The sequence below is a fragment of the Mycobacterium sp. IS-1264 genome, assembly GCF_001954195.1.
Classification (GTDB): domain Bacteria; phylum Actinomycetota; class Actinomycetes; order Mycobacteriales; family Mycobacteriaceae; genus Mycobacterium.
In genome coordinates, this window is the sequence record NZ_MBES01000046.1 from 43,396 (window position 1) to 65,845 (window position 22,450).

At 66.7% G+C, this 22,450-nt stretch carries 20 protein-coding genes; 9 read left to right on the top strand and 11 right to left on the bottom strand.

The genetic code is table 11. From position 1 onward, the window contains the following. Positions 1-455 precede the first annotated feature (455 nt). Positions 456-1,979: a chromosomal replication initiator protein DnaA gene (gene dnaA / locus A5744_RS08360; protein ID WP_076060025.1), complete on the bottom strand. Its 1,524-nt coding sequence runs from the start codon at positions 1,977-1,979 to the stop codon at positions 456-458. A 604-nt stretch (positions 1,980-2,583) separates the two neighbouring features. Here dnaA and rpmH point away from each other — a divergent pair. The 9 genes from rpmH (at position 2,584) to A5744_RS08405 (ending at position 9,013) form a co-directional block, all read left to right on the top strand. Further along, complete coding sequence (rpmH, locus tag A5744_RS08365) at positions 2,584-2,727, top strand: 50S ribosomal protein L34 (RefSeq protein WP_076060026.1); 144 nt, start codon at positions 2,584-2,586, stop codon at positions 2,725-2,727. 21 nt (positions 2,728-2,748) lie between these two features. Beyond that, positions 2,749-3,105 (top strand): ribonuclease P protein component, encoded by a 357-nt coding sequence (rnpA, locus tag A5744_RS08370; RefSeq protein ID WP_076060028.1) that lies wholly within the window; start codon positions 2,749-2,751, stop codon positions 3,103-3,105. Further along, entirely contained in the window at positions 3,102-3,449 is a 348-nt protein-coding gene (gene yidD, locus A5744_RS08375) for a membrane protein insertion efficiency factor YidD (protein ID WP_076060030.1), read from the top strand. Before rnpA ends, yidD begins: the two co-directional genes overlap by 4 nt. Then, entirely contained in the window at positions 3,409-4,563 is a 1,155-nt protein-coding gene (gene yidC, locus A5744_RS08380; protein ID WP_076060031.1) for a membrane protein insertase YidC, read from the top strand. Before yidD ends, yidC begins: the two co-directional genes overlap by 41 nt. Positions 4,564-4,640: 77 nt before the next feature. After that, complete coding sequence (locus tag A5744_RS08385) at positions 4,641-5,213, top strand: R3H domain-containing nucleic acid-binding protein (RefSeq protein WP_076060073.1); 573 nt, start codon at positions 4,641-4,643, stop codon at positions 5,211-5,213. A gap of 59 nt (positions 5,214-5,272) precedes the next feature. After that, positions 5,273-6,016 carry a 16S rRNA (guanine(527)-N(7))-methyltransferase RsmG gene (gene rsmG / locus A5744_RS08390; RefSeq protein ID WP_076060033.1) on the top strand — a complete coding sequence of 248 codons (744 nt, stop codon included), beginning with the start codon at positions 5,273-5,275 and terminating at the stop codon, positions 6,014-6,016. After that, a complete protein-coding gene (locus A5744_RS08395; RefSeq protein ID WP_076060035.1) occupies positions 6,013-6,996 on the top strand; it encodes a ParA family protein in 984 nt (327 codons plus the stop codon). The genes rsmG and A5744_RS08395 overlap by 4 nt, the downstream gene beginning before the upstream one ends. A 17-nt stretch (positions 6,997-7,013) precedes the next feature. Continuing rightward, complete coding sequence (locus A5744_RS08400; protein ID WP_076060037.1) at positions 7,014-7,997, top strand: ParB/RepB/Spo0J family partition protein; 984 nt, start codon at positions 7,014-7,016, stop codon at positions 7,995-7,997. A 284-nt stretch (positions 7,998-8,281) separates the two neighbouring features. Then, positions 8,282-9,013: an acetyltransferase gene (locus A5744_RS08405; RefSeq protein ID WP_076060039.1), complete on the top strand. Its 732-nt coding sequence runs from the start codon at positions 8,282-8,284 to the stop codon at positions 9,011-9,013. A 17-nt stretch (positions 9,014-9,030) separates the two neighbouring features. Here the strand turns inward: A5744_RS08405 and A5744_RS08410 are convergent, their stop codons facing one another. The 10 genes from A5744_RS08410 to A5744_RS08460 form a co-directional block, all read right to left on the bottom strand. Further along, positions 9,031-10,251, bottom strand: coding sequence for an N-acetylmuramoyl-L-alanine amidase (locus A5744_RS08410; RefSeq protein WP_076060041.1), 1,221 nt, complete (start codon positions 10,249-10,251; stop codon positions 9,031-9,033). 134 nt (positions 10,252-10,385) lie between these two features. Further along, positions 10,386-10,733, bottom strand: a complete 348-nt coding sequence (gene trxA / locus A5744_RS08415; RefSeq protein WP_076060043.1) for a thioredoxin — start codon at positions 10,731-10,733, stop codon at positions 10,386-10,388. Between the two features lie 13 nt (positions 10,734-10,746). Then, a complete protein-coding gene (gene trxB / locus A5744_RS08420) occupies positions 10,747-11,745 on the bottom strand; it encodes a thioredoxin-disulfide reductase (RefSeq protein ID WP_076060044.1) in 999 nt (332 codons plus the stop codon). A gap of 90 nt (positions 11,746-11,835) precedes the next feature. Further along, a complete protein-coding gene (locus tag A5744_RS08425) occupies positions 11,836-12,585 on the bottom strand; it encodes a hypothetical protein (protein WP_076060046.1) in 750 nt (249 codons plus the stop codon). 55 nt (positions 12,586-12,640) lie between these two features. Then, on the bottom strand, positions 12,641-13,228 hold the full coding sequence (sigM, locus tag A5744_RS08430; RefSeq protein ID WP_076060047.1) for an RNA polymerase sigma factor SigM: 588 nt from the start codon (positions 13,226-13,228) through the stop codon (positions 12,641-12,643). 64 nt (positions 13,229-13,292) lie between these two features. After that, positions 13,293-16,934 carry a lipid II flippase MurJ gene (locus A5744_RS08435; protein WP_076060049.1) on the bottom strand — a complete coding sequence of 1,214 codons (3,642 nt, stop codon included), beginning with the start codon at positions 16,932-16,934 and terminating at the stop codon, positions 13,293-13,295. Beyond that, positions 16,931-19,327 (bottom strand): hypothetical protein, encoded by a 2,397-nt coding sequence (locus tag A5744_RS08440; RefSeq protein ID WP_139331285.1) that lies wholly within the window; start codon positions 19,325-19,327, stop codon positions 16,931-16,933. The genes A5744_RS08435 and A5744_RS08440 overlap by 4 nt, the downstream gene beginning before the upstream one ends. Next, positions 19,324-20,055, bottom strand: a complete 732-nt coding sequence (locus A5744_RS08445) for an NUDIX hydrolase (RefSeq protein ID WP_083679242.1) — start codon at positions 20,053-20,055, stop codon at positions 19,324-19,326. The genes A5744_RS08440 and A5744_RS08445 overlap by 4 nt, the downstream gene beginning before the upstream one ends. Before the next feature lie 77 nt (positions 20,056-20,132). Further along, a complete protein-coding gene (locus A5744_RS25305) occupies positions 20,133-20,441 on the bottom strand; it encodes a hypothetical protein (RefSeq protein WP_346425763.1) in 309 nt (102 codons plus the stop codon). A gap of 364 nt (positions 20,442-20,805) precedes the next feature. Next, positions 20,806-22,329: a hypothetical protein gene (locus A5744_RS08460; RefSeq protein ID WP_076060052.1), complete on the bottom strand. Its 1,524-nt coding sequence runs from the start codon at positions 22,327-22,329 to the stop codon at positions 20,806-20,808. Positions 22,330-22,450: the final 121 nt, after the last annotated feature.

Consider the following 22,450-nt stretch of genomic DNA (forward strand, 5'->3'; position numbering starts at 1 on the left):
CCGAGTGTTCGAAACCAAGGTTGGCTAGCCGCCCGTCGCTAGCAGTCGAAGAACAACCGTAGATCTTCGGAGGCCATCTTGAAAGCTAATCGCAAAGCCCGACAAGCCCGGTCACCGCGGGCCTTGCGAGCCCAGCGTAACGAAGCCTCCCCAGCGCTGTACTTCAAAGAAGAAACAACGGAGATAACTCAGTAACAGTAATAAGGGGTGTGGATTCTGGGGACAGCGTGGGCTTCAAGCAGCTAGGGCGCGAGCCGGGGTGTGGATGACAGCGTTGAGAACTGTGTGGCGTCTGTTGGGCCGGTGGGGATGAACGACGGGTGTGGACTGAGGCGCGATCGGTGCACCGGTGTTTGACGGGGTTGTACACAGCGCTGCGCACAACTTCGACGTGTGGCTGGTGTTACAGGGGTGCGAGAAGTTTTTTGAAAAAAGATGACGGGAAGCGGCCGGAATCAGCGCTTGGACCGCTGACGGATGCGCGTGGTGAGTTCCTTGACGTGATCGAACACCTCGCGTCGCTCGGCCATCTCGGACAAGATCTTTCGCTGGGCGTACATGACGGTGGTGTGATCACGGCCGAACGCCTGGCCGATCTTGGGCAACGAGAGGTCGGTGAGTTCGCGGCACAGGTACATCGCGATTTGTCGTGATTGAGCCAGCGCGCGGGTCTTGCCCGGGCCGCGGAGCTCTTCGACTGTGGTGTCGAAGTATTCGGCGGTGGCGGCCATGATCGTCGCCGCGCTGATCTGCATGGTGCTGGCATCGGCGATCAGGTCACGAAGCACAATCTCGGCCAGCGCCTTGTCGATCGGGGTCTTGTTCAACGACGCGAACGCCGTTACCCGGATCAGGGCGCCCTCAAGCTCGCGGATGTTGCGTTCGATGCTGCTGGCGATGAGCTCGAGTACGTCGTCGGGCACCGCGAGACGCTCCATCTGCGCCTTTTTCCGCAAGATCGCGATGCGGGTCTCCAGTTCCGGCGGCTGCACGTCGGTGATCAGGCCCCACTCGAACCGCGTCCGTAGCCGGTCTTCGAGCGTCGCGAGTTGCTTGGGCGGGCGGTCCGACGAGATGACGATCTGCTTATTCGCGTTGTGCAGCGTGTTGAAGGTGTGGAAGAACTCCTCCTGGATACCTTCTTTGCCTTCGATGAACTGGATGTCATCGACCAGCAGCACGTCGACGTCGCGGTAGCTGCGCTTGAACGCGACCTTGCGGTCGTCGCGAAGCGAGTTGATGAAGTCGTTGGTGAACTCCTCGGTGGAGACGTACTTGACCCGCATCCCCGGGAATAACCGCTGCGCGTAGTTGCCGGCCGCGTGCAACAGATGTGTCTTGCCGAGGCCGGATTCGCCCCAGATGAACAGCGGGTTGTACGCGCGGGCGGGCGCCTCGGCGATGGCGAGCGCCGCCGCGTGGGCGAACCGGTTGGAAGCACCGATGACGAAGGTGTCGAAGGTGTAGCGGCGGTTGAGGCTGGTTCCGCCCGCGATGGCCGGGTCGATGATGTGGGGACGCTCGGTGAAGTAGTTGGGCCAACCCTGCTCGTCGTCGATGACGGGTTCCCCGTTTTCGTCAGCCTCGTCGATGTCACTTGACGTTTCGAGGTCGGTGTCGTCGACGAAGATGTCGGTTTGAGGCAGGACGGCGTCGTCGCCGTCTTCCGCGGGCGGGGCGATGCGCACCCCGAGTTGGACTTGCTGGCCGAGCCGGCGACTCAGCGCGTCGGTGATGGGTTCGCGCAGATGACGTTCGATCTCGTTCTGGACGAAACTGCTCGGCACCGACAGCAGAGCAAACCCCTCGACGATGGTGAGTGGTTGGACCAGATTCAGCCATGCCCTTTGCTGAGGGGTCAGGGGGGCGACAAGCGTCGTGCGATTGGTGGCGACGCCGTCTGCGGTGGGTTCGCCGTTGAGCTCAGAGACGACCGCGTTCCACACTGTCGTGAAAGTTGAACCGGGGTCATCGGTCAACGACGTATCTCCCTGGTCCGACGTCGAGGAACTGCCAGCTTGGCGACAAAGCAGCTGTCCACATAGTTATACACAGGTGTGGACAGGATGAGCGTAAACGAGCCACAGCCTTACGGCGACGGCCCGCGATCTCCATGCTGGTGGCAACCCACGCAGGTCGCCTAGGCAGCTAGTTGATCCGCCATCCTCGCTTCGTTGTCGAGCGCCGTCTCACGCTGAAACGGCATGCCCGAAGCTAACAGTTTTCCGTGCGGCTGCCAACCGTTCTGCTGCATTCCAATCGGGTTATTTAAAGTTCTTTGGGGCGTGCTTCGATCCGGTGCGGTTTCGGTCGGGATCGGGTCGCCGAGAACGAATGTTTTCGCGCCGGTCGGGTGTGGGTCCGTTGGGGCAGGCCAAGTTTGACCCAGCGAAGGCGCATCAGTACCCTCAAACAGTCGCCCGAAAGTCGGCGATACGGCTGCGACCTAGGTGAACCTGCCTGGGGACCGCGCCGGCCAGTAGCGAGACCAGCTTCGACCGACACACGGACCCCCGCGGTTGCGAATCGTGAGCGGCCGGATGGCTGGGAAAGCTTTGAGCGAGACACAACGAGGAGAACGCCGTGGCCAAGGGCAAGCGGACCTTCCAGCCGAACAACCGGCGCCGAGCCCGCGTGCATGGCTTCCGCTTGCGGATGCGGACCCGTGCGGGGCGTTCGATCGTGTCCAACCGGCGCCGTAAGGGCCGACGCGCGCTGTCTGCCTGATCGCAACGTCAGGTTTTGGCGGTGCTTCCCGCACGCAACCGTATGAGGCGGTCGACTGAGTTCGACGCGACCGTCAAATGCGGGGCGCGCCTGGTGCAGTCCGACGTCGTCGTCTATTTCCGCCGGCGCACCCACGCCAATAGCGGCCCGCGGGTGGGGCTGATCATCGGGAAGGCGGTGGGGTCGGCCGTCGACCGTCACCGGGTCGCGCGCCGGTTGCGGCATGCGGCGCGAAGCCTGCTGGGCGATCTCGATCAATCCGATCTGGTGGTGATCCGTGCGCTGCCGAGTAGTCGGCAGGCGTCATCGGCGCGGCTGACCCAGGAGCTGCGAAGCGCTCTGCGACGCGGTTGTGAGCTGGCAGGGACGCGCCGGTGAATCGGGCGGCGCGGGCGCGCGCGGTAGTCGGGGGTTCGGGCAGGGCCGCCGCGCGGTTGCTGATTTTTCTCATCCAGACGTACCGGCACATGGTTTCGCCGCTGCGACCGCCGACGTGCCGTTTCGTTCCGACATGTAGCCAGTACGCGGTCGATGCGCTCACCGAATACGGCTTGATTCGCGGCAGCTGGTTGGCGGCGGTCAGGCTCGCCAAGTGCGGCCCATGGCATCAGGGAGGATGGGACCCGATACCGGAGCGCCGCGGATGCCGGGCGAACTTCGAGGACGGCAGCGACGTCTGGGATGCGCCAGGGGCGCGAGGGGAGAGCGGATCTTTTGTTTGATTTTTTCAGCCTCGACATCATCTACTACCCGGTGTCGTGGATCATGTGGGTTTGGTACAAGTTGTTCGCGGCGCTGCTGGGCCCATCGAACTTCTTCGCCTGGGCCCTGGCGGTGATGTTCTTGGTGTTCACCCTGCGAGCCTTGCTGTACAAGCCGTTCGTGCGTCAGATCCGCACCACCCGGCAGATGCAGGAGCTGCAGCCACAGATCAAGGCGCTGCAAAAGAAGTACGGCAAGGACCGCCAGCGGATGGCGCTCGAGATGCAGAAGCTGCAGCGCGAGCACGGCTTCAATCCGATCCTGGGCTGCTTGCCGATGCTGGCGCAGATCCCCGTGTTCCTGGGGCTGTATCACGTGCTGCGGTCGTTCAACCGAACGCAGGGCGGATTCGGTCAGCCGCACCTTTCGGTGATCCAAAACCGGCTTACCGGCAACTACATGTTCAGCCCGCTCGAGGTGCAGCACTTCCTGGACGCCAACCTGTTTGGTGCGCCGATCGGCGCGTCCATGACACAGCGCACGGGCATGGAGGCTTTCACCGATTTCAGTCGCCCCGCGGTAGTCGCGGTCGGCGTCCCCGTGATGATCCTCGCCGGCATCGCAACCTACTTCAACAGCCGGGCATCGATCGCGCGGCAGAGCCCGGAGGCGGCTGCCAACCCGCAGACCGCGATGATGAACAAGCTTGCGCTGTATGTGTTTCCGCTCGGTGTGGTGGTCGGTGGGCCGTTCCTTCCGCTCGCGATCATCCTGTATTGGTTCTCGAACAACATCTGGACCTTCGGCCAGCAGCACTACGTGTTCGGCATGATCGAGAAAGAGGACGAAGCCAAGAAGCAGGAAGTCATCAAGCGCCGGGCGGCCAACGCGCCGGCGCCCGGAGCCAAGCCCAAGCGCAACCCGAAGCCGACCCCGCCGAGCGCTAATGGCTCGGCGACGGTCGCTGATGACGACGCGGAGCCGGCAGCGCCAAAGGCGGACTCCGATGGCTCCGAAGATCGGCAAGCCGAGACAACGGAACAGGCAGACAAGCCGAAGCCCGGCACACGAAACAACGCTCCGGGCAATCGCACCCCGCGGCCGGGAGCGCGACCGAAGAAACGCAAACGCTGACGAGGGTGCCACACGCTAGGGGACCGCTTCGGACAGGCGAGAGAAAACGGGGACCCGTGGATGAGGGAGAGAAAGGCATGACGGACGCACACATCACCGAGCCCGACGTTGACGTCGAACCGTCGGTTGAGGACGTCAACGAAAACGGGGCGCCAGCAGAAGGGGCCGCCGACGAAGGCGATGCCTTGGAGGAGCGGTTGGTCGCCGAGGGGGAAATCGCCGGCGACTACCTCGAGGAGTTGCTTGACCTATTGGACTTCGACGGCGACATCGATCTGGACGTCGAGGGCAACCGCGCGGTGGTGAGCATCGACGGGAGCGACGACCTGAACAAGTTGGTTGGCCGGACCGGCGAGGTGCTCGACGCGCTGCAGGAGCTCACCCGGCTGGCCGTGCACCAGAAGACCGGTGTGCGGAGCCGGCTCATGCTCGACATCGCGAGCTGGCGTCGCCGGCGCCGCGAGGAGCTGGCCGCGCTGGGCGACAAGGTCGCGCGACGCGTGCTGGACAGCGGCGAGCGAGAGGAGCTCGCCCCGATGACGCCTTTCGAGCGCAAGATCGTCCACGACGCCGTCGCGGCGGTCCCGGGGGTGCACAGCGAGAGCGAGGGCGCGGAGCCGTCGCGCCGCGTCGTGGTCCTGCTCGACTAGGAGTTACAGCGGTGTAGTTCGCCGCGGCGATTGCGCCGCGCGGCACGAAGACCAGAGGGATGTTTCACGTGAAACATGTCGGCCGTTGCGAGGGGACGCTAGATCCTGCCGCGCCGGCAACCCGTGCCGAGTCGTTACCGCCGCCGGACGCCGCCGCGATCTTCGGGCCACATATATCTATTGCGCAGCGGTACGCCGAACTGTTGGCGTCGACCGGGGTGGAACGAGGCCTCCTCGGACCGCGCGAGGTGGGCCGGGTGTGGGACCGGCATCTGCTCAACAGTGTCGCCGTCGGCGAGCTCCTGGATCCGGGGAATCGGGTGGTGGACATCGGCAGCGGCGCCGGGCTGCCGGGGATCCCGTTGGCGATCGCGCGGCCCGACCTCCGGGTCGTTCTCCTCGAACCGCTATTGCGCCGGAGCGAGTTTCTCAATGAGGTGGTGGCCGAACTAGGGTTGGCCGTCGAGGTGGTGCGCGGCCGGGCCGAGGAACCTTGGGTGCGGGAACGGTACGGGGGAAGGGACGCGGCTGTGTCGCGAGCGGTTGCAGCATTGGACAAGTTGACGAAGTGGAGTATGCCGTTGCTACGGCCCGGCGGTCGGATGGTGGCCATCAAGGGTGAGCGCGCCCCGGACGAACTCCAGGCGCACCGGCGTGTGATGGCGGCGTCCGGCGCCGTTGATGCCAGGGTGGTCACATGTGGCGCGAACTATTTGCGTCCGCCCGCAACCGTGGTCTTAGCGCGACGCGCAAGCCAGCCGCGGCAGGGGTCGGCACGAACGGGGAACAGGGGACATCGATGAGTTCTCCGCGAGACTGGCCCGCCGCCCCGCCGCCCGCGTCGGGTGTCGCGCCCGGACAGGCGAGCGCCACCGAGTACGACGACCCGGCGGACGCGGTGGCGCATGTTTCACGTGAAACATCGGAGGAATACGACACCCCGATCGGGGCCGCCGCCGAGCGCGCTATGCGGGTCCTCCACACCACGTATCCGCCGTTGCGCAGGCCGGATCACCGCCGCGTCTTCACCGTCGCGAACCAAAAGGGCGGCGTCGGTAAAACCACCACGGCGGTCAACCTCGCCGCCGCGCTCGCCGTCCAGGGGCTCAAGACGCTCGTGATCGATCTCGATCCGCAGGGCAATGCGAGCACGGCGCTCGGGATCACCGACCGGCAGGCCGGTACGCCGTCGTCGTATGAGGTCCTCCTCGGCGAGGTCTCGCTGCAGGACGCGCTGCGCCGCAGCCCACACAGCGAGCGGCTGTTCTGCGTCCCGTCCACGATCGACCTGGCCGGTGCCGAGATCGAATTGGTGAGCATGGTTGCGCGCGAGAACCGATTGCGTAACGCTTTGGCCGCGCTCGACCAGTTCGACTTCGACTACGTCTTTGTCGACTGCCCGCCGTCACTGGGGTTGTTGACCATCAACGCGCTCGTCGCCGCGCCCGAGGTGATGATCCCGATTCAGTGCGAGTACTACGCGCTCGAGGGCGTGTCACAGCTGATGCGGAATATCGAGATGGTGAAGGCCCATTTGAATCCCCGGCTCGACGTGACCACCGTGATCCTCACGATGTACGACGGGCGGACCAAGCTGGCCGACCAGGTGGCCGAAGAGGTGCGCCGGTACTTCGGACGCAAGGTGTTGCGCACGGTGATTCCGCGCAGCGTCAAGGTCTCGGAGGCGCCCGGCTACAGCATGACGATCATCGACTACGACCCGGGCTCGCGCGGGGCGATGAGCTATCTGGACGCGAGCCGCGAACTCGCGCTACGCGACTGACTACCGAAGGGACGATCATGACGCAGCCGTTACGCAGGAAGGGCGGCCTTGGCCGGGGCTTGGCTTCGCTCATTCCCACCGGTCCGGCCGAGGGCGACTCGGGCCCGGCGACCCTTGGCCCCCGGATGGGGGATGCGGCCGCCGACGTGTTGATCGGGGGACCGGCGCCGGACGCCGCCGGGGTGGGGGCGGTGTATCGCGAGATCGCACCGGCCGACATCGAGGCCAATCCCCGCCAGCCACGGCAGGTCTTCGACGAGGAGGCGCTGTCCGAACTCGTGCACTCCATCCGCGAGTTCGGCCTCTTGCAGCCCATCGTGGTGCGGGCGGTGTCCGGGGCGGCGAGCGGCGCGCGCTACCAGATCGTCATGGGGGAGCGGCGCTGGCGGGCCGCCCAGGAGGCGGGCCTGGCCACCATTCCGGCCATCGTCCGCGAGACCACGGATGACACCCTGCTGCGGGACGCCCTGCTGGAGAACATCCATCGGGTGCAGCTGAACCCTCTGGAAGAGGCGGCGGCTTACCAGCAGCTGCTCGACGAGTTCGATGTCACCCACGACGAACTGGCGACCCGCATCGGCCGATCGCGGCCGCTGATCACCAACATGATCCGCTTGCTCAAGCTGCCGATCGCGGTCCAGCGTCGAGTGGCGGCGGGGGTGCTGTCGGCCGGCCATGCCCGGGCGCTGCTGTCCCTCGAGGCCGGCCCCGAGGCGCAGGAAGAGCTGGCCAGCCGGATCGTCGCGGAGGGCCTGTCGGTGCGCGCCACCGAGGAAGCGGTCACGCTGGCCAATCGCGGGGAGGGGCACAAGCCTGCGCCTCCGCGGCGCAAACCAATCCAGATGCCGGGCCTCCAGGACGTTGCTGACCGGCTGTCGAATACCTTCGATACGCGCGTCACGGTCAGCCTTGGCAAACGCAAGGGGCGGATCGTCGTGGAGTTTGCCTCGGTCGAAGACCTGCAGCGGATCATCGACGTGATGACCCCGCCCAACCCATGATCAGCCACACGGTGTAATTACGTCACTGTGACACCGGCCGGGTTCCCGGCTCGAATCAACCCGCTGCGGCCAGGGCGCTGTGCCGGAGAACCACTGGGCGACAACGATTTTCGGAGTTGAACGGACCGGCGCACCCGGCTGGACCGCGGGCCGGGCCGGGCGGGTCACGAGGCTGCGCGAACACTGGCCCCGCGAAGGCAAACTCTCCTATCCTGGAGGGGTTGCCGGTGCATGTCAGCCTGGGGATATCCGGGTCTGCGGTACGCACGGAAGCCAGGAGGCTAGTGTCTGCTCGAATCTCACCGCTGCGGCTCGAAGCCTTCGAGCATCTTCCGAAGCATGCGCGCCGCTGCGTCTTCTGGGAGGTCGACCCCGCGACTCTCGGTAACCAGGACCACCTCGCCGATCCGGAATTCGAAAAAGAAGCCTGGTTGTCGATGGTGATGCTGGAGTGGGGCTCGTGCGGTCAGGTCGCGACGGCGGTGCCCGACGAACGCAGCCACGCCGAGCCGCCGTGCCTCGGCTATGTCCTCTACGCACCGCCGCGAGCGGTTCCGCGGGCACAGCGGTTTCCTACCGCGCCGGTATCCGCCGATGCGGTGTTGCTGACGTCGATGGGGATCGAGCCCGGACAGGCCGCAGACGACTTGCCGCACAGCCTGTTGGCCCGCGTCATCGACGAGCTGGTGCGGCGCGGGGTGCGGGCGCTGGAAGCTTTCGGCCGCACGCCGGCTGCGTCGGAGTTACAGGACCCCCGCATGGTCGATCCCGGTGTGCGCCCGGTGCTGGAAGCCCTCGGCGACTGCACCGTTGAACACTGCGTCATCGATGCGGAGTTCTTGAAGGACGTGGGTTTCGTTGTGGTGGCGCCACATACGTACTTCCCTCGGCTGCGGCTCGAGCTCGACAAGGGGCTGGGCTGGAAGGCTGAGGTGGAGGCGGCGCTGGAGCGCTTGCTGGCCAATGCCCAGCTCGAGCAGCCGGTCGGCGCCGGGTCGACGGCCACGAATACGTAGCCGCCGCCCCAGCAGGGTTAGGAACCGCCGAGCCTGGTTGTGCGTTCCACCGATAATTCGTGGGCCAGCAGCTCGGCGAAGGTGAAGGTGCCGGTGGGCCTATCGTTCTTGCCCAGCAGATACAGCCGCTTCACCGCGGCGAGGATACCTTCGGCGATCGCGTCGCGGGTGTGCGTCGACACCAGCATGTCCCGGTCGCGTGGATTGGTGATGTAACCGACGTCGACCTGAACCGTCGGCATCCGCGTGAGCCGGAGCAGATCCCATGTTCGGCCATGTGTGCGGCAATCCCGTAAACCGGTGCGGGCCACCACTTCTCGCTGAATGAAGTCGGCGAGATTGCGGCCGATGGTAGACACCGATCCATGCGAGTTGCCGAAATGAAATGACGCGACGCCGTTGGCGGAAGGGCTGCGCTGAGCCTCGCAGCGCAGGCTGATCATCAGGTCCGCGCCGACGTTGTTGGCCGTCGCGGCACGTTCGGTATCCGACGGGCTGCGATTGGTCGGCCGGGATAGAAAGGTCTCCATGCCGATGGCCGTCATCCGCCCCTCAAGCCGGCTTGCCAAGTCCCACAACACGTCTGCTTCGCTGATGGGTCCGTTCGGGCCGTGGCAGATCAAGCCGTGATCCGCGCCCCCGCGGCCGGGATCGATGATGATCCGCTTGCCCGAGAGTTTGGGCCCCGATCGGCGCACCAGTTCTTCCTCGCGAATCGCGTGGGGCGAGCCGCCGCTGACCCGCGAACTCAGAAAGTACAAGGAGCGCAACGTTTCCGGGCCGCAGATGCCGTCGGCGGCGAGCCCGTACTCGCGTTGGTACGACATCAACGCGTTGTGCGTCTGCAAACCGAAGTAGCCGTCGACCAGGCCGGTGTAGAAGCCGAGGTCCTGTAGCCGAGCCTGCAGGGTCGCGACATCGTCGCCGTACAGGGGGGCGCCGAATTGGTGATACAGCGTGCGCGCGCCGAGCCGGTAGGACGCCTCTTTCAACGCCCGATAAGTGGCCTCGCCGACAATGCCGTCCACCAGCAGTCCACGGTGCTGCTGGAAGGCGCGTACGGCCTGGTCGAGCTCGGAGTCGAACAGTTCGAGGGCCACATGCCTGCCGGTGGTCAGGTCTTCCTCGGAATTGTCCAGCAGGTTCAGCGCAGCCAGCGCCGCCCGGATTTCGGTCACAGCAGCGCTGCGGTCACCACAGCGCAGCGCGTCGCCGTTTTCGCGGCGCGGACTCGGCATACCAAGGGCCCTCCGGGACGGACTGACAGGCTGGAAATACGGGTTAGAGCTAACCGGTATTGTCGCAGATCCTTCTCGATTTTCGGAAAACCCCAGGCTAAGCGGCGGCCTCGTGCCGCGACGCGGATCGGGGTTCAGGCGAGGTTGGGAACGGCGTCGGAAAGCTCACGCAACAAGGCGGCTTTGCCCTTGGCGCCGACTATACGTTTCACCGGCTGACCGTCCTTGAACAGAATCATTGTGGGGATCGACACTACTTCGAAGTCGCGCGCCGTTTCGGGGTTCGCGTCGACGTCGAGCTTGGCGACGGTGAGGTGTTCGGCGCGTTCGGCGGCGATTTCTTCGAGCACGGGCGCGACCATCTTGCACGGCCCGCACCAGGTTGCCCAAAAGTCAACCAGCACAGGCTTATTGCTGGACAACACTTCGGTTGAGAAGGACGAGTCGGAGACTTCTATTGTGCCGCCGGCGTTTTCGGTCATCGTGACGCTCCCATCAATGTGTTCCTACGGTCAGCTGCTGTGTCTCGCCGGCCGCGTCTGACTCTTCGTGCTCGGCCAGCCACCGCTCGGCGTCGATCGCCGCGGCGCAACCGCTGCCGGCGGCGGTGACCGCCTGCCGATACGTGCGGTCCACCAGGTCGCCTGCCGCGAACACACCCTCCAGCGACGTGCTGGTGGTGCGCCCCTTGACGAGCACGTATCCGTCGGTGTCGACATCGACGACGTCGCGTACCAACGCCGAACGTGGCTCGTGGCCGATCGCGACGAAGACGCCGGTCACCGGCAGCGTGGTTTGTTCACCAGTCACGGTGTGGCGCAGCCGCAATCCGGTCACCGTCGTGTCGCCCTCGACCGCGGCGACGGTGTGGTTGGTGACGAACTTGATCTTGTCGTTGTTGCGGGCGCGATTCAGCATGATTTTCGATGCCCGGAACTCCTCGCGGCGATGCACCAGCGTCACGGTGGTGGCGAACCGGGTCAGGAACAGGGCTTCCTCCATCGCGGAGTCGCCCCCGCCGATGACGGCGATGTGCTGGTCCCGGAAGAAGAACCCGTCGCAGGTGGCACAGGAACTCACCCCGCGGCCCAGCAACTCCTGTTCGCCGGGGACCTGCAGGTAGCGCGCCGCGGCGCCCATCGCCAAAATGACGGCCCGGGCGCGGTGGGTTTCGCCCTCCGCCGTCACGACCGACTTGACCGGTCCGTCCAGCGACACCGACTCGACGTCCTCCATCCGCAGGTCCGCTCCGAAGCGCAGTGCCTGCTCGCGCATCTCGTCCATCAACTCCGGGCCGGTGATTCCGTCACGGAAGCCGGGATAGTTCTCCACGTCGGTGGTGGTCATCAACGCGCCACCGAACGAGGTCCCCTCAAAGACCAGCGGTGCGAGCTGCGCGCGGGCGGCATACAGGGCCGCGGTGTACCCGGCGGGACCGGAACCGATGACGATGACGTCGTGAATGGGGTCAGGAGCGGACGGGGCGGCGGTCATGCGGGCCTTTCGGAGTACAGGGCGTCGTTGTGTCGAACGCCAGCGTAGGCATTGCTGTTCCCGCTGGGGCGCGCAACACGTGGCATCACACTAAGGGCGCGGGACTTGCGTGTTGGCCAGCAGGCCGGTATCGGCCGCGCTGCAGTTCAGTGCGACCGCGAAGACCGCCAGGTTGTTGGGTGTATCGCCAGGCAGCACGAGCAGGACGCCGGGCCGGGCGTTGATGTCGATCGGCCGAGCTCCCAGCACCTGCGTGGAAGCCGGATAGCCCAGGCCGCTCAGGCAGGACGCGCGACGAGACGGGTCGGTGAGCGGGCCGTACTCGGGTCGGCGGTCGAGTAGGGAGAGGATCTCGTCCTGCGACAGCGGCACCACCATCGGCGGCGTCGACACGGTGATGTGCTCGGCGGTGACCGCCGTGCTCGGTATCGGCGTGGGCGCGTTGATCAGCGCCGCCGTGCCGATGCCGATCGCGGCCAGCACCGCGCACAAACCAGCCACACCCGCGGCGACCCGGCCTCGCGCGGGCCGCGGCCGGGCGGAGTGTGCCGCGGGGGCGCCGCGTGGGTCGGCCGACGACAGCGCCGCGGTGATCCTGGCGACGACCTCGGGGGGAGCCTCGGGGGCCGCCGCGCCGGCGTCGGCGACATCGCGGCGCACCTGATTCAGCGCACGAAGGACGTTCTCGGCCTCGGGGTTGGCGCGGACTTGTCCGCGTACCCGGGCGGCGGCATCGTCGTCCAGCAGGCCGGCCTGCAAGTCGGCGAGCCGCTCGACCGTCAGCGGTGGATCTGCTGCCGCCGCACCATGATCCGCGGGATCGTTCTCGGCTTCACCCATCCGTCCCAGTGTCCGTCATGCACAGACCGATGGCCACATGCGGCCCACTGAACCGTCACGCCTGACCGGCTGGAGCGTCGGGTGCGGCGTGGGCACCGGTGTTGAGGTAGCCGAGCAGCTCGGCCAGGCGAACCCGGCCGCGGGCGCATCGGCTCTTGACGGTCCCCTCGGGGATGCCGAGCAGCCGTGCGGTGTCGGCAACCGAACAGCCCAGCATGTCGACCGCCACGATCGCGGCCCGTTGTTCGATTGGGAGTCGACCCAGGGCGCGCTGCACCAACATCGCTGTTTCGACCTGCGCGCTGCGATCCGCCACCGGGTAGACATCCTCGAGCGGCACAGTCCGCTGCGTCTTGGTGCGCCGCAGCCGATCCAGGCAGGCGTTGACCACGATGCGATGCAGCCAGCTTCCGACCGCGGCGTCGTGCCGGAACGAACCCGCGCCGCGATGGGCCGAGAGCATGGCGTCCTGCAGCGCGTCTTCGGCGTCCTCGGGGGTGCGGGTGGTCAACCGGGCCAGGCGGTGCAGCTGCCGGCTATGACGATGGAACAGCTCGCTGAACGCATAGCGGTCGCCGGCGACGTGGGCGGCGAGCAGCTCGGCGTCGCTGCGTTCGCGCTCGACCTCTCCCCCCACACCCACGGCCGGACAGTAACCAATAGGTGATCGCGCGGCACTTCACCGCACCGCGGATCTGTGAGCGCCGTCAGGATGCGGCTTGAACGGTGATCTCGAAGAAACCGGCCTGGCTCTTGCCGTTGGTGGTTCCGAGCGTGGAAATCCACACCAGCAGATTCGAGGTCGGCGACCCGGCCTTGACCGGAATGATGTTGTGGCCGGGTTTGAGCGTGAACGCCGGGGCGAGCACGGTGGTGTCCTCCAGCTTCGACGGCGTCTGGGTGGACGACGCCCGGATCTCGACTTTGGTCCCGCTGCTCGGGGTGTCGATCGTGACTTGGCCGACGACGGTCGGGTTGGGCAGCTGCAGCATCAACCCTTCGCCCTGCTTGAAACTGGGGAACGGAACGGCGTCGGTGTAGACCTCGGTAGCCCAGGCGGTGGTGGGGTCACCGTCGATCGCCTGCCCGGCCGTACCCGCATTGTCGGCATCACCGTCAGGGGAGTAGACGGACGCCCTGGTGGGCTTGACGACAGTGCCCGCCGGAGCGGAGCTGGGGGCCGAAGAGCTGGTCGACGACGACGGCCCGTTGAGTCCGAGCTCGTCCTTGTTGAGGCCGCCGCCGACGTTGCCGAAGATCTTGCTCACCACCGACGCCAGCACCAACAGCGCCACCACGAGGACGACGACGCCGGCGCCCACCCCGATCAGCACGTTGCGACGCCGTCGCGCGAATGTGGCCTCGTCCAGCGGACCGGCGGGTTCGCGGGGGCTCGGCGCAATGGGTGAGTCGTCGACGGGTCCGAGCACCTCGGTGCGGTCCGCCACCGCGGTCGCCTGCTGCAACAGGTTCAAAAGTGTTGACGCACTGCGGATTCCGCCGTCTTCCTGAACCGCGCGAACTGCGACCGCCGAGATCTGGAAGGGGATGTCGCGGTCGATGACCGTGGGTTCGACGGGCAGGCCCGAGGAATCGCGGTCGGCCGGGGCCAGTCCGCTGCGGACCCCGTGTTCCGGCAGCGGCCAACGATTGACCAGCAGGGCGTAGAGCGCGGCGCCGATTCCGCGGATGTCGTCCTGCGGATTGGCGTCGGGCATGGTCGCCGGGTAGGCCAGCACCACGTCGCCCTCGATGCTGACGCGCACCCGGCTGGGGTGATCGATCGACAAGGCAACCCCGGCGCGGTGGGCCGCGTCCGCGGCGGCGGCTAGCGACTGCATCGCCCGGATGGCGCCGATCGGCGACGGCGCGGTGTCGGCCACCTCCTGCAGCGAGCCGCCGCGAATCCACTCCGCGACCACCAAGCCACCGAATCCCGTGTGCACGACGTCGAGCACTCGGGCGACACCGGGCTTGTCGATCCTGCTTAGCCGCAGCGTGCGGGCGAGGACCTCCTGCAGCACGTCATGCGGCAGCGCCCCGTCGGGATCGACGAACGTGAGCGCCACTTGCCGGTCCAGCGCTGTGTCGAGCGCCTGCCAGAACTGCAGGGGCGGAGCCCCGCCGTGGAAGACGAGGAGCCGATAGCGGCCGCCGGCGATGCGAGCGCCGGGCACCAGGTGGACGTCGTCGGTGGACGTCGACGATTCCGCGCTTCGTTCGCGGGGCGCATCGAACGGTATCGGCCCGCGTGCGGCCTCGCTGTTGAGATCGCCGTTGCGCTGGTCGGACGGCCGCGGCGCCGCGGAATCGGGTTTGGCCGGACTATCGGGGGCCGGAATGTCGGGCTCGAAGTCGTCGGCAACCGGACGCGGTAACTTGCCGCCTGACGCGGGGCCGGATGCGGCGCTGTCTACTGGGCGGTCGGTCACCTCCGGTCCTTTCGCTATCCGGACGCTGTCGGCCCGCTCCGGAGGCCTGCGCCGGATCGGCTCCTGGACCGCACCTACCCCCGGCGGGGACGAATTCCTCTGCTCAGGGTACGTGACGGGCCGGCGGTGAGACGATCGATCCGGTACAGCCGCCGTGCGACGCGCAGGCGGTTGCTCCCAGCGCCCGCTGCGCGCCCGGATCCGGCGACTGACGGCGCCCATCGCCGCCTGGGCCTCGGGGACGCGCGCGCGGACCATGACCGTGGCCATGATCGGCAGCATGATGGTCGCCAGGACCAGTAGTCGCAGCAGCGAACCGGCGGCGCCGCCGTGGGCCGTCAGGTCGCTCAGCCCCAGCAGCCGGTCGACCACATGGGCAATCAACGCGGCCAGCAACGACGCGGCAACCGTCACCAGGACCGTGCGCACCTCCCGGACGCCGACCGGGTGGCCGCCGCGGGGCAGCAGCGCGCGCCGCAACAACTGGTAGCCGACGACCGCGCCGGCGAGGAAACCGATGCCGTTGGCCAGCCCGAGGAAACCGGCCACCAGCTTGGGGTCGCCGGTGAGGTGCGGGGCCAGCACCGAGCCGACGATCTTGACGGCCGTGATGACGAGGATGATCACGATCGGCGTCCACGGCTGTTCGCGCGCGTAGAACACCCGCAGCTGCAAAAGCACCAGCCCGTAAGGGATTAACGTGAATGCCGACAGCGCGATCGCGGCACCCAGGTATCCGGCGTCGACCCCCCCGAAGTGCCCGTAGGCGAACAGTGCGCTGCCGATCGCGGGCCCGCCGACGGTCATGAACGCCACGATCGGAATGAGCGTGATCAAGGTCAGTCGGGTGGCCAGCGACAGGTCGGCCAGCACCGCCCGGGTGTCGTCGGCGGCGGCGTTGCGGCTCAGCCGTGGCGTCACGACGGTCAGCACCGTCACACCGATCATGCCGAACGGCAACATCAGCACGAGCCAGGTGTAGTTGTAGATCGCCGGTCCGGAAGCGGCTGCGGTGCTGGCGATTTGGTTGCCGACCACCAGGCCGAGCTGGCTGATCAGCACGTAGAGCACCATCGCGGCGGCCATCGCGCCGAATCGCTTGAGCCGCTGGTCGATTCCCCACAGCGGGCGCAGGCTGACCCGCTCGCGCCGCAGCGCGATCAGCAGGACCGCGGTCTGCGCGAACACGCCCGCGGTGGTGCCGACGCCGAGCACCAGGAGCTTGGCGTTGCCCATCCGAACGGGATCGACCGAAAGTCCACCGGGGACCGCCAGATACACGCCCAGGGTTGCGAGCGCCACGACGTTGTTGACGACCGGGGCCCATGCCGTCGGCCCAAACACGTTGCGGGTGTTGAGGATTGCCATGAATACCGAGGTAAGGCCGTAGGCGAGCACCTGCGGCAGCAACAGGTAGGCGAAGGCCGTCGTCAGGGGTTCGTTGACCTGAGGAGCGCGGCCGAGCATCAGGCGGACCAGCAGCGGTGCGGCGACCACCGACAGCGCCGTCGCAAACAGCAGAAGCGCTGTGGTCAGCGTGACCAGGCGCCGCACGAACGCCGCGCCGCCGTCGGGGTCGTCTTGCTCGGCACGGGCCAGCACCGGAACAAAAATCGCCGTGAACGTCGCCTCCAGCACCAGTGCGGCGACCAGGTTCGGCAGCTGGTTGGCCACCGAGAAGGCACTGGACAGCGCGGCGCCCAGGATGGCGGCCAGCAGCACGATGCGGGCGAATCCGGTGATCCGGCTGATCAGCGTGGCGAACGCCATCGCCCACGAGCGCGACACCAGCGCGGCGTCGGACAGTTCGGGTCGTCGCCGTGCCAGCTCCGGCACCGGGGGCAGCGGCCCAGTCGGCGGCGAGGCGGGTCCGCGGGTACCCGGCCGCGGCTGGGGTCGCCGGTAGGCGGGTTTCATACTCGGTGCTCTTGATCGACCCGATCGGGGATCTCGCCTCGCGAATGGGCGGGTCTGTGGTCGGGTGGGTCGGGCCGGTCCAGGTCGGCGCGGTCGGGCTGGCCGCGGAATCGGTGCCACAGCCGCCGTCCGGCCAGCAGCACCAGGATCGCCGCCGCGCTCAGCGTGATCGCGAAAAGCACTTTCCCGTAGGCGTTGGAGTGCACGGACAAGCGCACCGGCTCGCCCAGCCGCAGGCCGTCCGGCGTCCGCAGCGCCACGTCGATGGCGACCCGCTGAGTGAAGTTCACCTCGATGGGCACCCGCAGCGGCAGGTATCCCGGCGGCAGTTCGATCTGCCCGACGTCCGAGACGTTCATCCCGGGCGGGGCGTCGACGTGTAGTCGCACCCGAATGGGGACGGCGAGGCCGTTGTGCAGCGCCAGCGGGAGCGGGCTGTGCTCGGTGGCCAGGGTGTAGGAGCCACCTGGATTGACGATCGTGACGGCACCGAACAAGTCGTTGATGGTTGTGCCGACCACCGCTAGGCGCTGCGCGGCCAGCCAGTTGCGGGTGTCCGGCGGTTCGGCTTCGCTGAGCGCACGCAGCATGTCCTCGCGCAGGGGAGCGGTGTATTGGATGCCGGTCAGGCCGGTGCGCTCGTCGGTCGTCAGGGCCGACGTCAGCCCCCACAGCCTGCCAACCTGATGACCGATGTCGGCGGTCACGTCGTCGCCGAAGCGGCCGCGGGCCGACAGGTAGGCGTCCGTCGGCCCCGGCGCCTCGTTGTGAGCCGCGGCCTCCGCGATCATCGCGGGCAGTGGGCGCGGTATCGCCAGGCCGGAATGGATCGTCGTGGCCAGCGCGGTCAGGATCACCTGCGCGTCGTCGGCCTGCAGGTGCCATGTCGCCGGCGGAACCAGGATCTGGGTGCGCGGCGCGGCGTCATGCTGCAGGGAGTGCCAGAACATCGAACCCAGCGCGTCCTGGCGCCGGGCGGTCTCCGAGTCGTGCGCGAGCCGGACCGTCAGCGACGAGTCCAGATAGGTAGGCACCGTGGGGTCGGTCCCCGCTCCGGCCAGCGCCGCGCCGACGGCCGGGTCGAACGGCGCCAGCACCACCTGGGGCGACAATCGCCGGGGTTTCGTGTCGACGGTCGTGGGCAAGTCGCTGGCGGAGTCCTGGGCGGCCAGGTCGGCCGCCGCGATGGCGACGGTGCTGTCGTTGGCACTGAGCAAGTCGACCGCTCGGTTGGTCAACGGGCCGTCGGGCAGCAGGGTGGCCCCGCGGGCGGAGGGGACGTCGAGAATGTGGTCGACGATGTCGCCGACGCCGTTGGTGGCGATCCCGCTCAGCCCCTGATCGTTGACGCGCTGCAAGGCGTCGAGGTCGGCTTGCGCGTAGGGCAGCGGGGTGACGCAGGTGCGGTGCGCCAGCGCGCGTAACCGGTTCATCCACACCGTCGCAGCGGCCTGACCGGTCCCCGGGTGGGTGGGGCTACCTGGTTGTTGAGCGGCGAGGTCGGGCGAGTTCGACACGACGTAGCCACTCGTCATCGCGTTGACGGTGACCAGCAGATCCGGGTCGACCGCCAAGCACAGCGCGCGTCCAACCGCGCCGTCGGGGTCGACATCGTGGCTTGTGGCGACCTCGGCCGCCGAGAGCAGGATGTCCAGCCGACCACCGGTGGCCAGCGAGGTGGCCAAGTCGTCGTCGACGAGCCGGACCGGAATGGTGCCGCCGGGCGCGCCCGGGGCCAACCGGGGCCGATCGGCCAGCGGCCACAGCATCGTGATCCACACGGGTTTCGACGTATCGGGCGCAACGGCCGAGCCCAGGTCGTCGGCTTGGTCGGGCGGCACACCGATCACCGGCAGCAGGAAGCGCGCGTTGTCGAGCCGGGCGGGGGCGCCGTAGTCGGGAGTTCCGTTGGCATTGACCAGGATTGGGTAGATCCCGGGCTGATCGATGCCCAACGACGGCTTGCTCAACGACCGCAGCGGGACGGACAGGGTGAAGGCGGCTTGTTGACCGCGCTGCAGTTCCGGTGCGACCGTCAGGAAATCCGCTGCCGGCTGGTATTGGTCGGTGCCACCGTCGAGGCTGGTGCGTAAGCTCGCCGACGCGGCGACGGGCGCGGCGTGCTCGAGCCGGACCATGACGTCGCGGACCGGACGGTCGCCGATGTTGATCACCATGCCGCTGACCGTGACGACCGGTTGACTCGTCGTCGTGACCACATCCGGGGTCACCTGGTCGATGCGGATACGGACAAACGGCGTCGACCCGGGTTCGCCGGCGGCTGCGCGCGGCGCGATGACGGGCCCGTTGAGCAGTACCGCAAAACCGGCCACCATGCCGACCACGGCGGCAATGCGCACCAGGCCCGTCCAGCAGAGTCGCGGCACAATCACGGCCCCGGCCCGTGACCGTTCTTCCGGCCGGCAGGTTTGTCGGAATGCCGGGTGCGCGAATGCGTCTGCGGGCGGCGTCGGGGCGAGCTGGGCGGCAGCGGCGGAAGCGCGGCGGGACCGTCGCTCTGCAACTTGTCGATCAGTTCGTCGGCGACCTCGGCCAAGCGACGCTCGTCGGCGTAGGCGAGCCTCGACGGCAGTTCCCGCATCGGCACCCACGCCACTTCGGCGACTTCGAGGTCGTCGTCCGAGAGCTCGCCGCCGGAGAAACGCATTAAATAGTGGTGCACGGTCTTGTGCACCCGGCGGCCATCGGTGACAAACCAATAGTCGATGCGTCCCAGCGCTGCCAGCACGCTGCCCCGTATTCCCGTCTCCTCGGCAACCTCACGAATGGCGGTCTGTTCGGCGGTCTCGCCCTGCTCGATGTGGCCCTTGGGCAGCGACCACAGCATCCGTCCGCGTCGATCGATGCGACCGATAAGGGCGGCAACCTGGCTGTCGCGGGGCCCGTCGAGGCCGTCGATGACCAGCCCGCCGGCGGATGTTTCGTGCACGGTGCGCAGCCGGTCCGGCACGCGGCGCGACGAGCGCGATCGGCGTGGTTTGGTCACCGAGGCGTCACCGGCCGCTTGGCCGTTCGTAAGGTTCTCGGCCGAATCTGGAGCACCACGGCGCCGGCGCCTCCCCCGGCGTCGACGCGGTTTGGCTTGTTCGCCATCCGACACCCAAGCGATAGTAGCTGGCACGAGCTGGGCCTCCGGACATACTCGCCGCTCACCCCGCCGGGGGTAATCGAAATTTGTCAGATCGGGCCGACGGCGTGCGCGATGATAAAAGCTGGAATAAAGATGATCAGCGACAGCGGTCCTGCCAAGCTGCCGACCAGCATTCCGCGGCCGGCCTGGCCGATTTTCCCGGGGGCCTTCACAACAACGGCGCAGAGCACCGTGTAAACCAACGATGCCGGGAACACGATTAGCGCGAGTGGCGGCATTGGGAGCACAAAAAGCCAAGTGACTACCTCCACCACGAATACGTTGGCGAAGGCCGCGACGAAACTGATTGGGCCATAACGACTCTTCGACGTGTCGATCACCGATTCTTCGGTCATCCGAGCCCTTTCAGCGCAATACCAGGAAAGCAAAAAGGATTCCACCGAGAACGACGACGGCCGAAGACCCGGCGAGGCTGAGCGACAGACCGCGATGACGGGCGGACGGTGACCTCATAAGTAGTGCGCTGGTGACCAATGACGCCAAAGTTGTGATGGCGGTTGCCGTCAGCATCCAGGTCCGCTCACCCGCGTGTGCGCTATGCGTCGCGTACGGCCACTTGCCCAGCAACCACAAGGCCACGAGCAGCAACCCCAGGACGAGTTGGATTACGAACGGTGCCGACCAGGTCGCCGTGCGCCACGCGCGGGCATCTAGGTCATGCGGTCGGACAAAAGTCGGCATGTGGCTTTCCTGTCACTATCAAGCCGGAACTGCGCCACCGGTGGGCAGCGGCGGCACTGATGGCGGGCTGGTGACTGGACCGAACTCCGTCGGCGGCAACGGAATTGGCACGTCGTACTTGGGATTCCATCCACCGGTGTCGAACGGCGCGAAAGCCTTGCCGCCGAGTGGGCCGACATCGTGATGGAACGGCAGATTCAGAGCCGGTCCCGATGAACTCCCAGACTGCGCGGGGTCGATCAGCACCGTGCGCGTTCCGCCTCCCGGTAGATCTTGATACACCTCGAGCGACGGGTAGTCAGTGCGTGTTCCGTTAACTTGCACGCCTTCCGGGCCGGGGGTGAAAACGAGGTCACCATTGACCGTTACCGTATGGCCCGCGAACGGCCCGTTTGGATCTGCCGTGATGCTTGGCGCGAAAGGATTGCCAGCGTCGTATTTGACCCGCACTGAGCCGTCAGTCAGTTGGGTAACGCTGCCATGGGGCGTGCCAACTTTCACCTGCCCGGGTGTGCCGGCCGAGGTCTCCTCGACAGATGGATTCTGGCGCAGCACCACGACGCCATTCTCGTAGTCGATATACGTCGTAACCTTGGTATCCTCCGGGTCGAAGTGTGAATTAGGGCCCCTGTTATTTCCCAAATCGCGATTGGGGAATGGATAGCTTGTCACATCCCGCTGCGCAATCCACTGCGAGACACGGACCACGCCCTGTCCGGGCACGGGGCGGATCTTCACTACCTCAATTTGCGGCCCGACGCCCTGATATTTGGGATCGTAACTGTGGGGGTCGAGAGCTGCCGCCGTGTCCCAATCAGCTGCCGACGACGGTTCACGGCCGAAGACCTGCTTGAACGCTTCGATTTGGTTTTGACGGCGTTGCTCATCTTGTCCGGTTGATTCCGGTATCGGGTCGCCTAGCCCACGGACGAACGACGGGTCGTATCCGTCTTGCTCTCGCAGGTTGGTCATCGAGAGGCGCAGCAGGTCAGAATATCGATCGCGGATGCCTTCGAGCTTTGAAAGCGATGCCTTGGTGTCGTCGATCGCGCGCTGTTCAAGACCGTTGATGTGGTCGTCGAGTAACTGTCGCTCATGTGCGGTTAAGTTGGGATCTCTCTCCATCTCGACGGCTTCGCCAATCTGCTCGTCGATCCTTTGCAGTTGGCTTTCCAAATTTCCGATTTCGTGACTGCCGGATCGTTGTGCCTCAGCCAGGGAGGCGGCGACGTTTTCCAGATCGGCGCCGATTTTGGGGAGCTGGCTCGCTTGCAGGCCCAGGCTGGTGGTCGCGCGCTGCACTTCGGCCGAGTCGTTGATTGGGTTCTCGCCATTCTCGCGAGTCCAAGCCTTGTCGAACCGGGTTCGTGCCTGGCGGAATGCGCTTTCAGCTTGCTCGGTGGACCGGCCCGCGTCATGAAATGCCTGTGCGAGATCGGAGATTTGGGCTGGCCGGCCACTTTGCAGGGTGGCGTTGACTTTCCAAGGGTCGCCACCGGCGAACATGATTAATGCGCCTTGGCTTATGTACCGGAGGTGCACCGCGAATCCTCAATGCCTTGGTCGCATTGGCCAACGCCATTCATAGTTTCTTGCACGGAAGACTACCCGCGGGCCCCGAGGAATCAATTCGCCTCCCGATAGCGCCGGCGGAGCACGATCG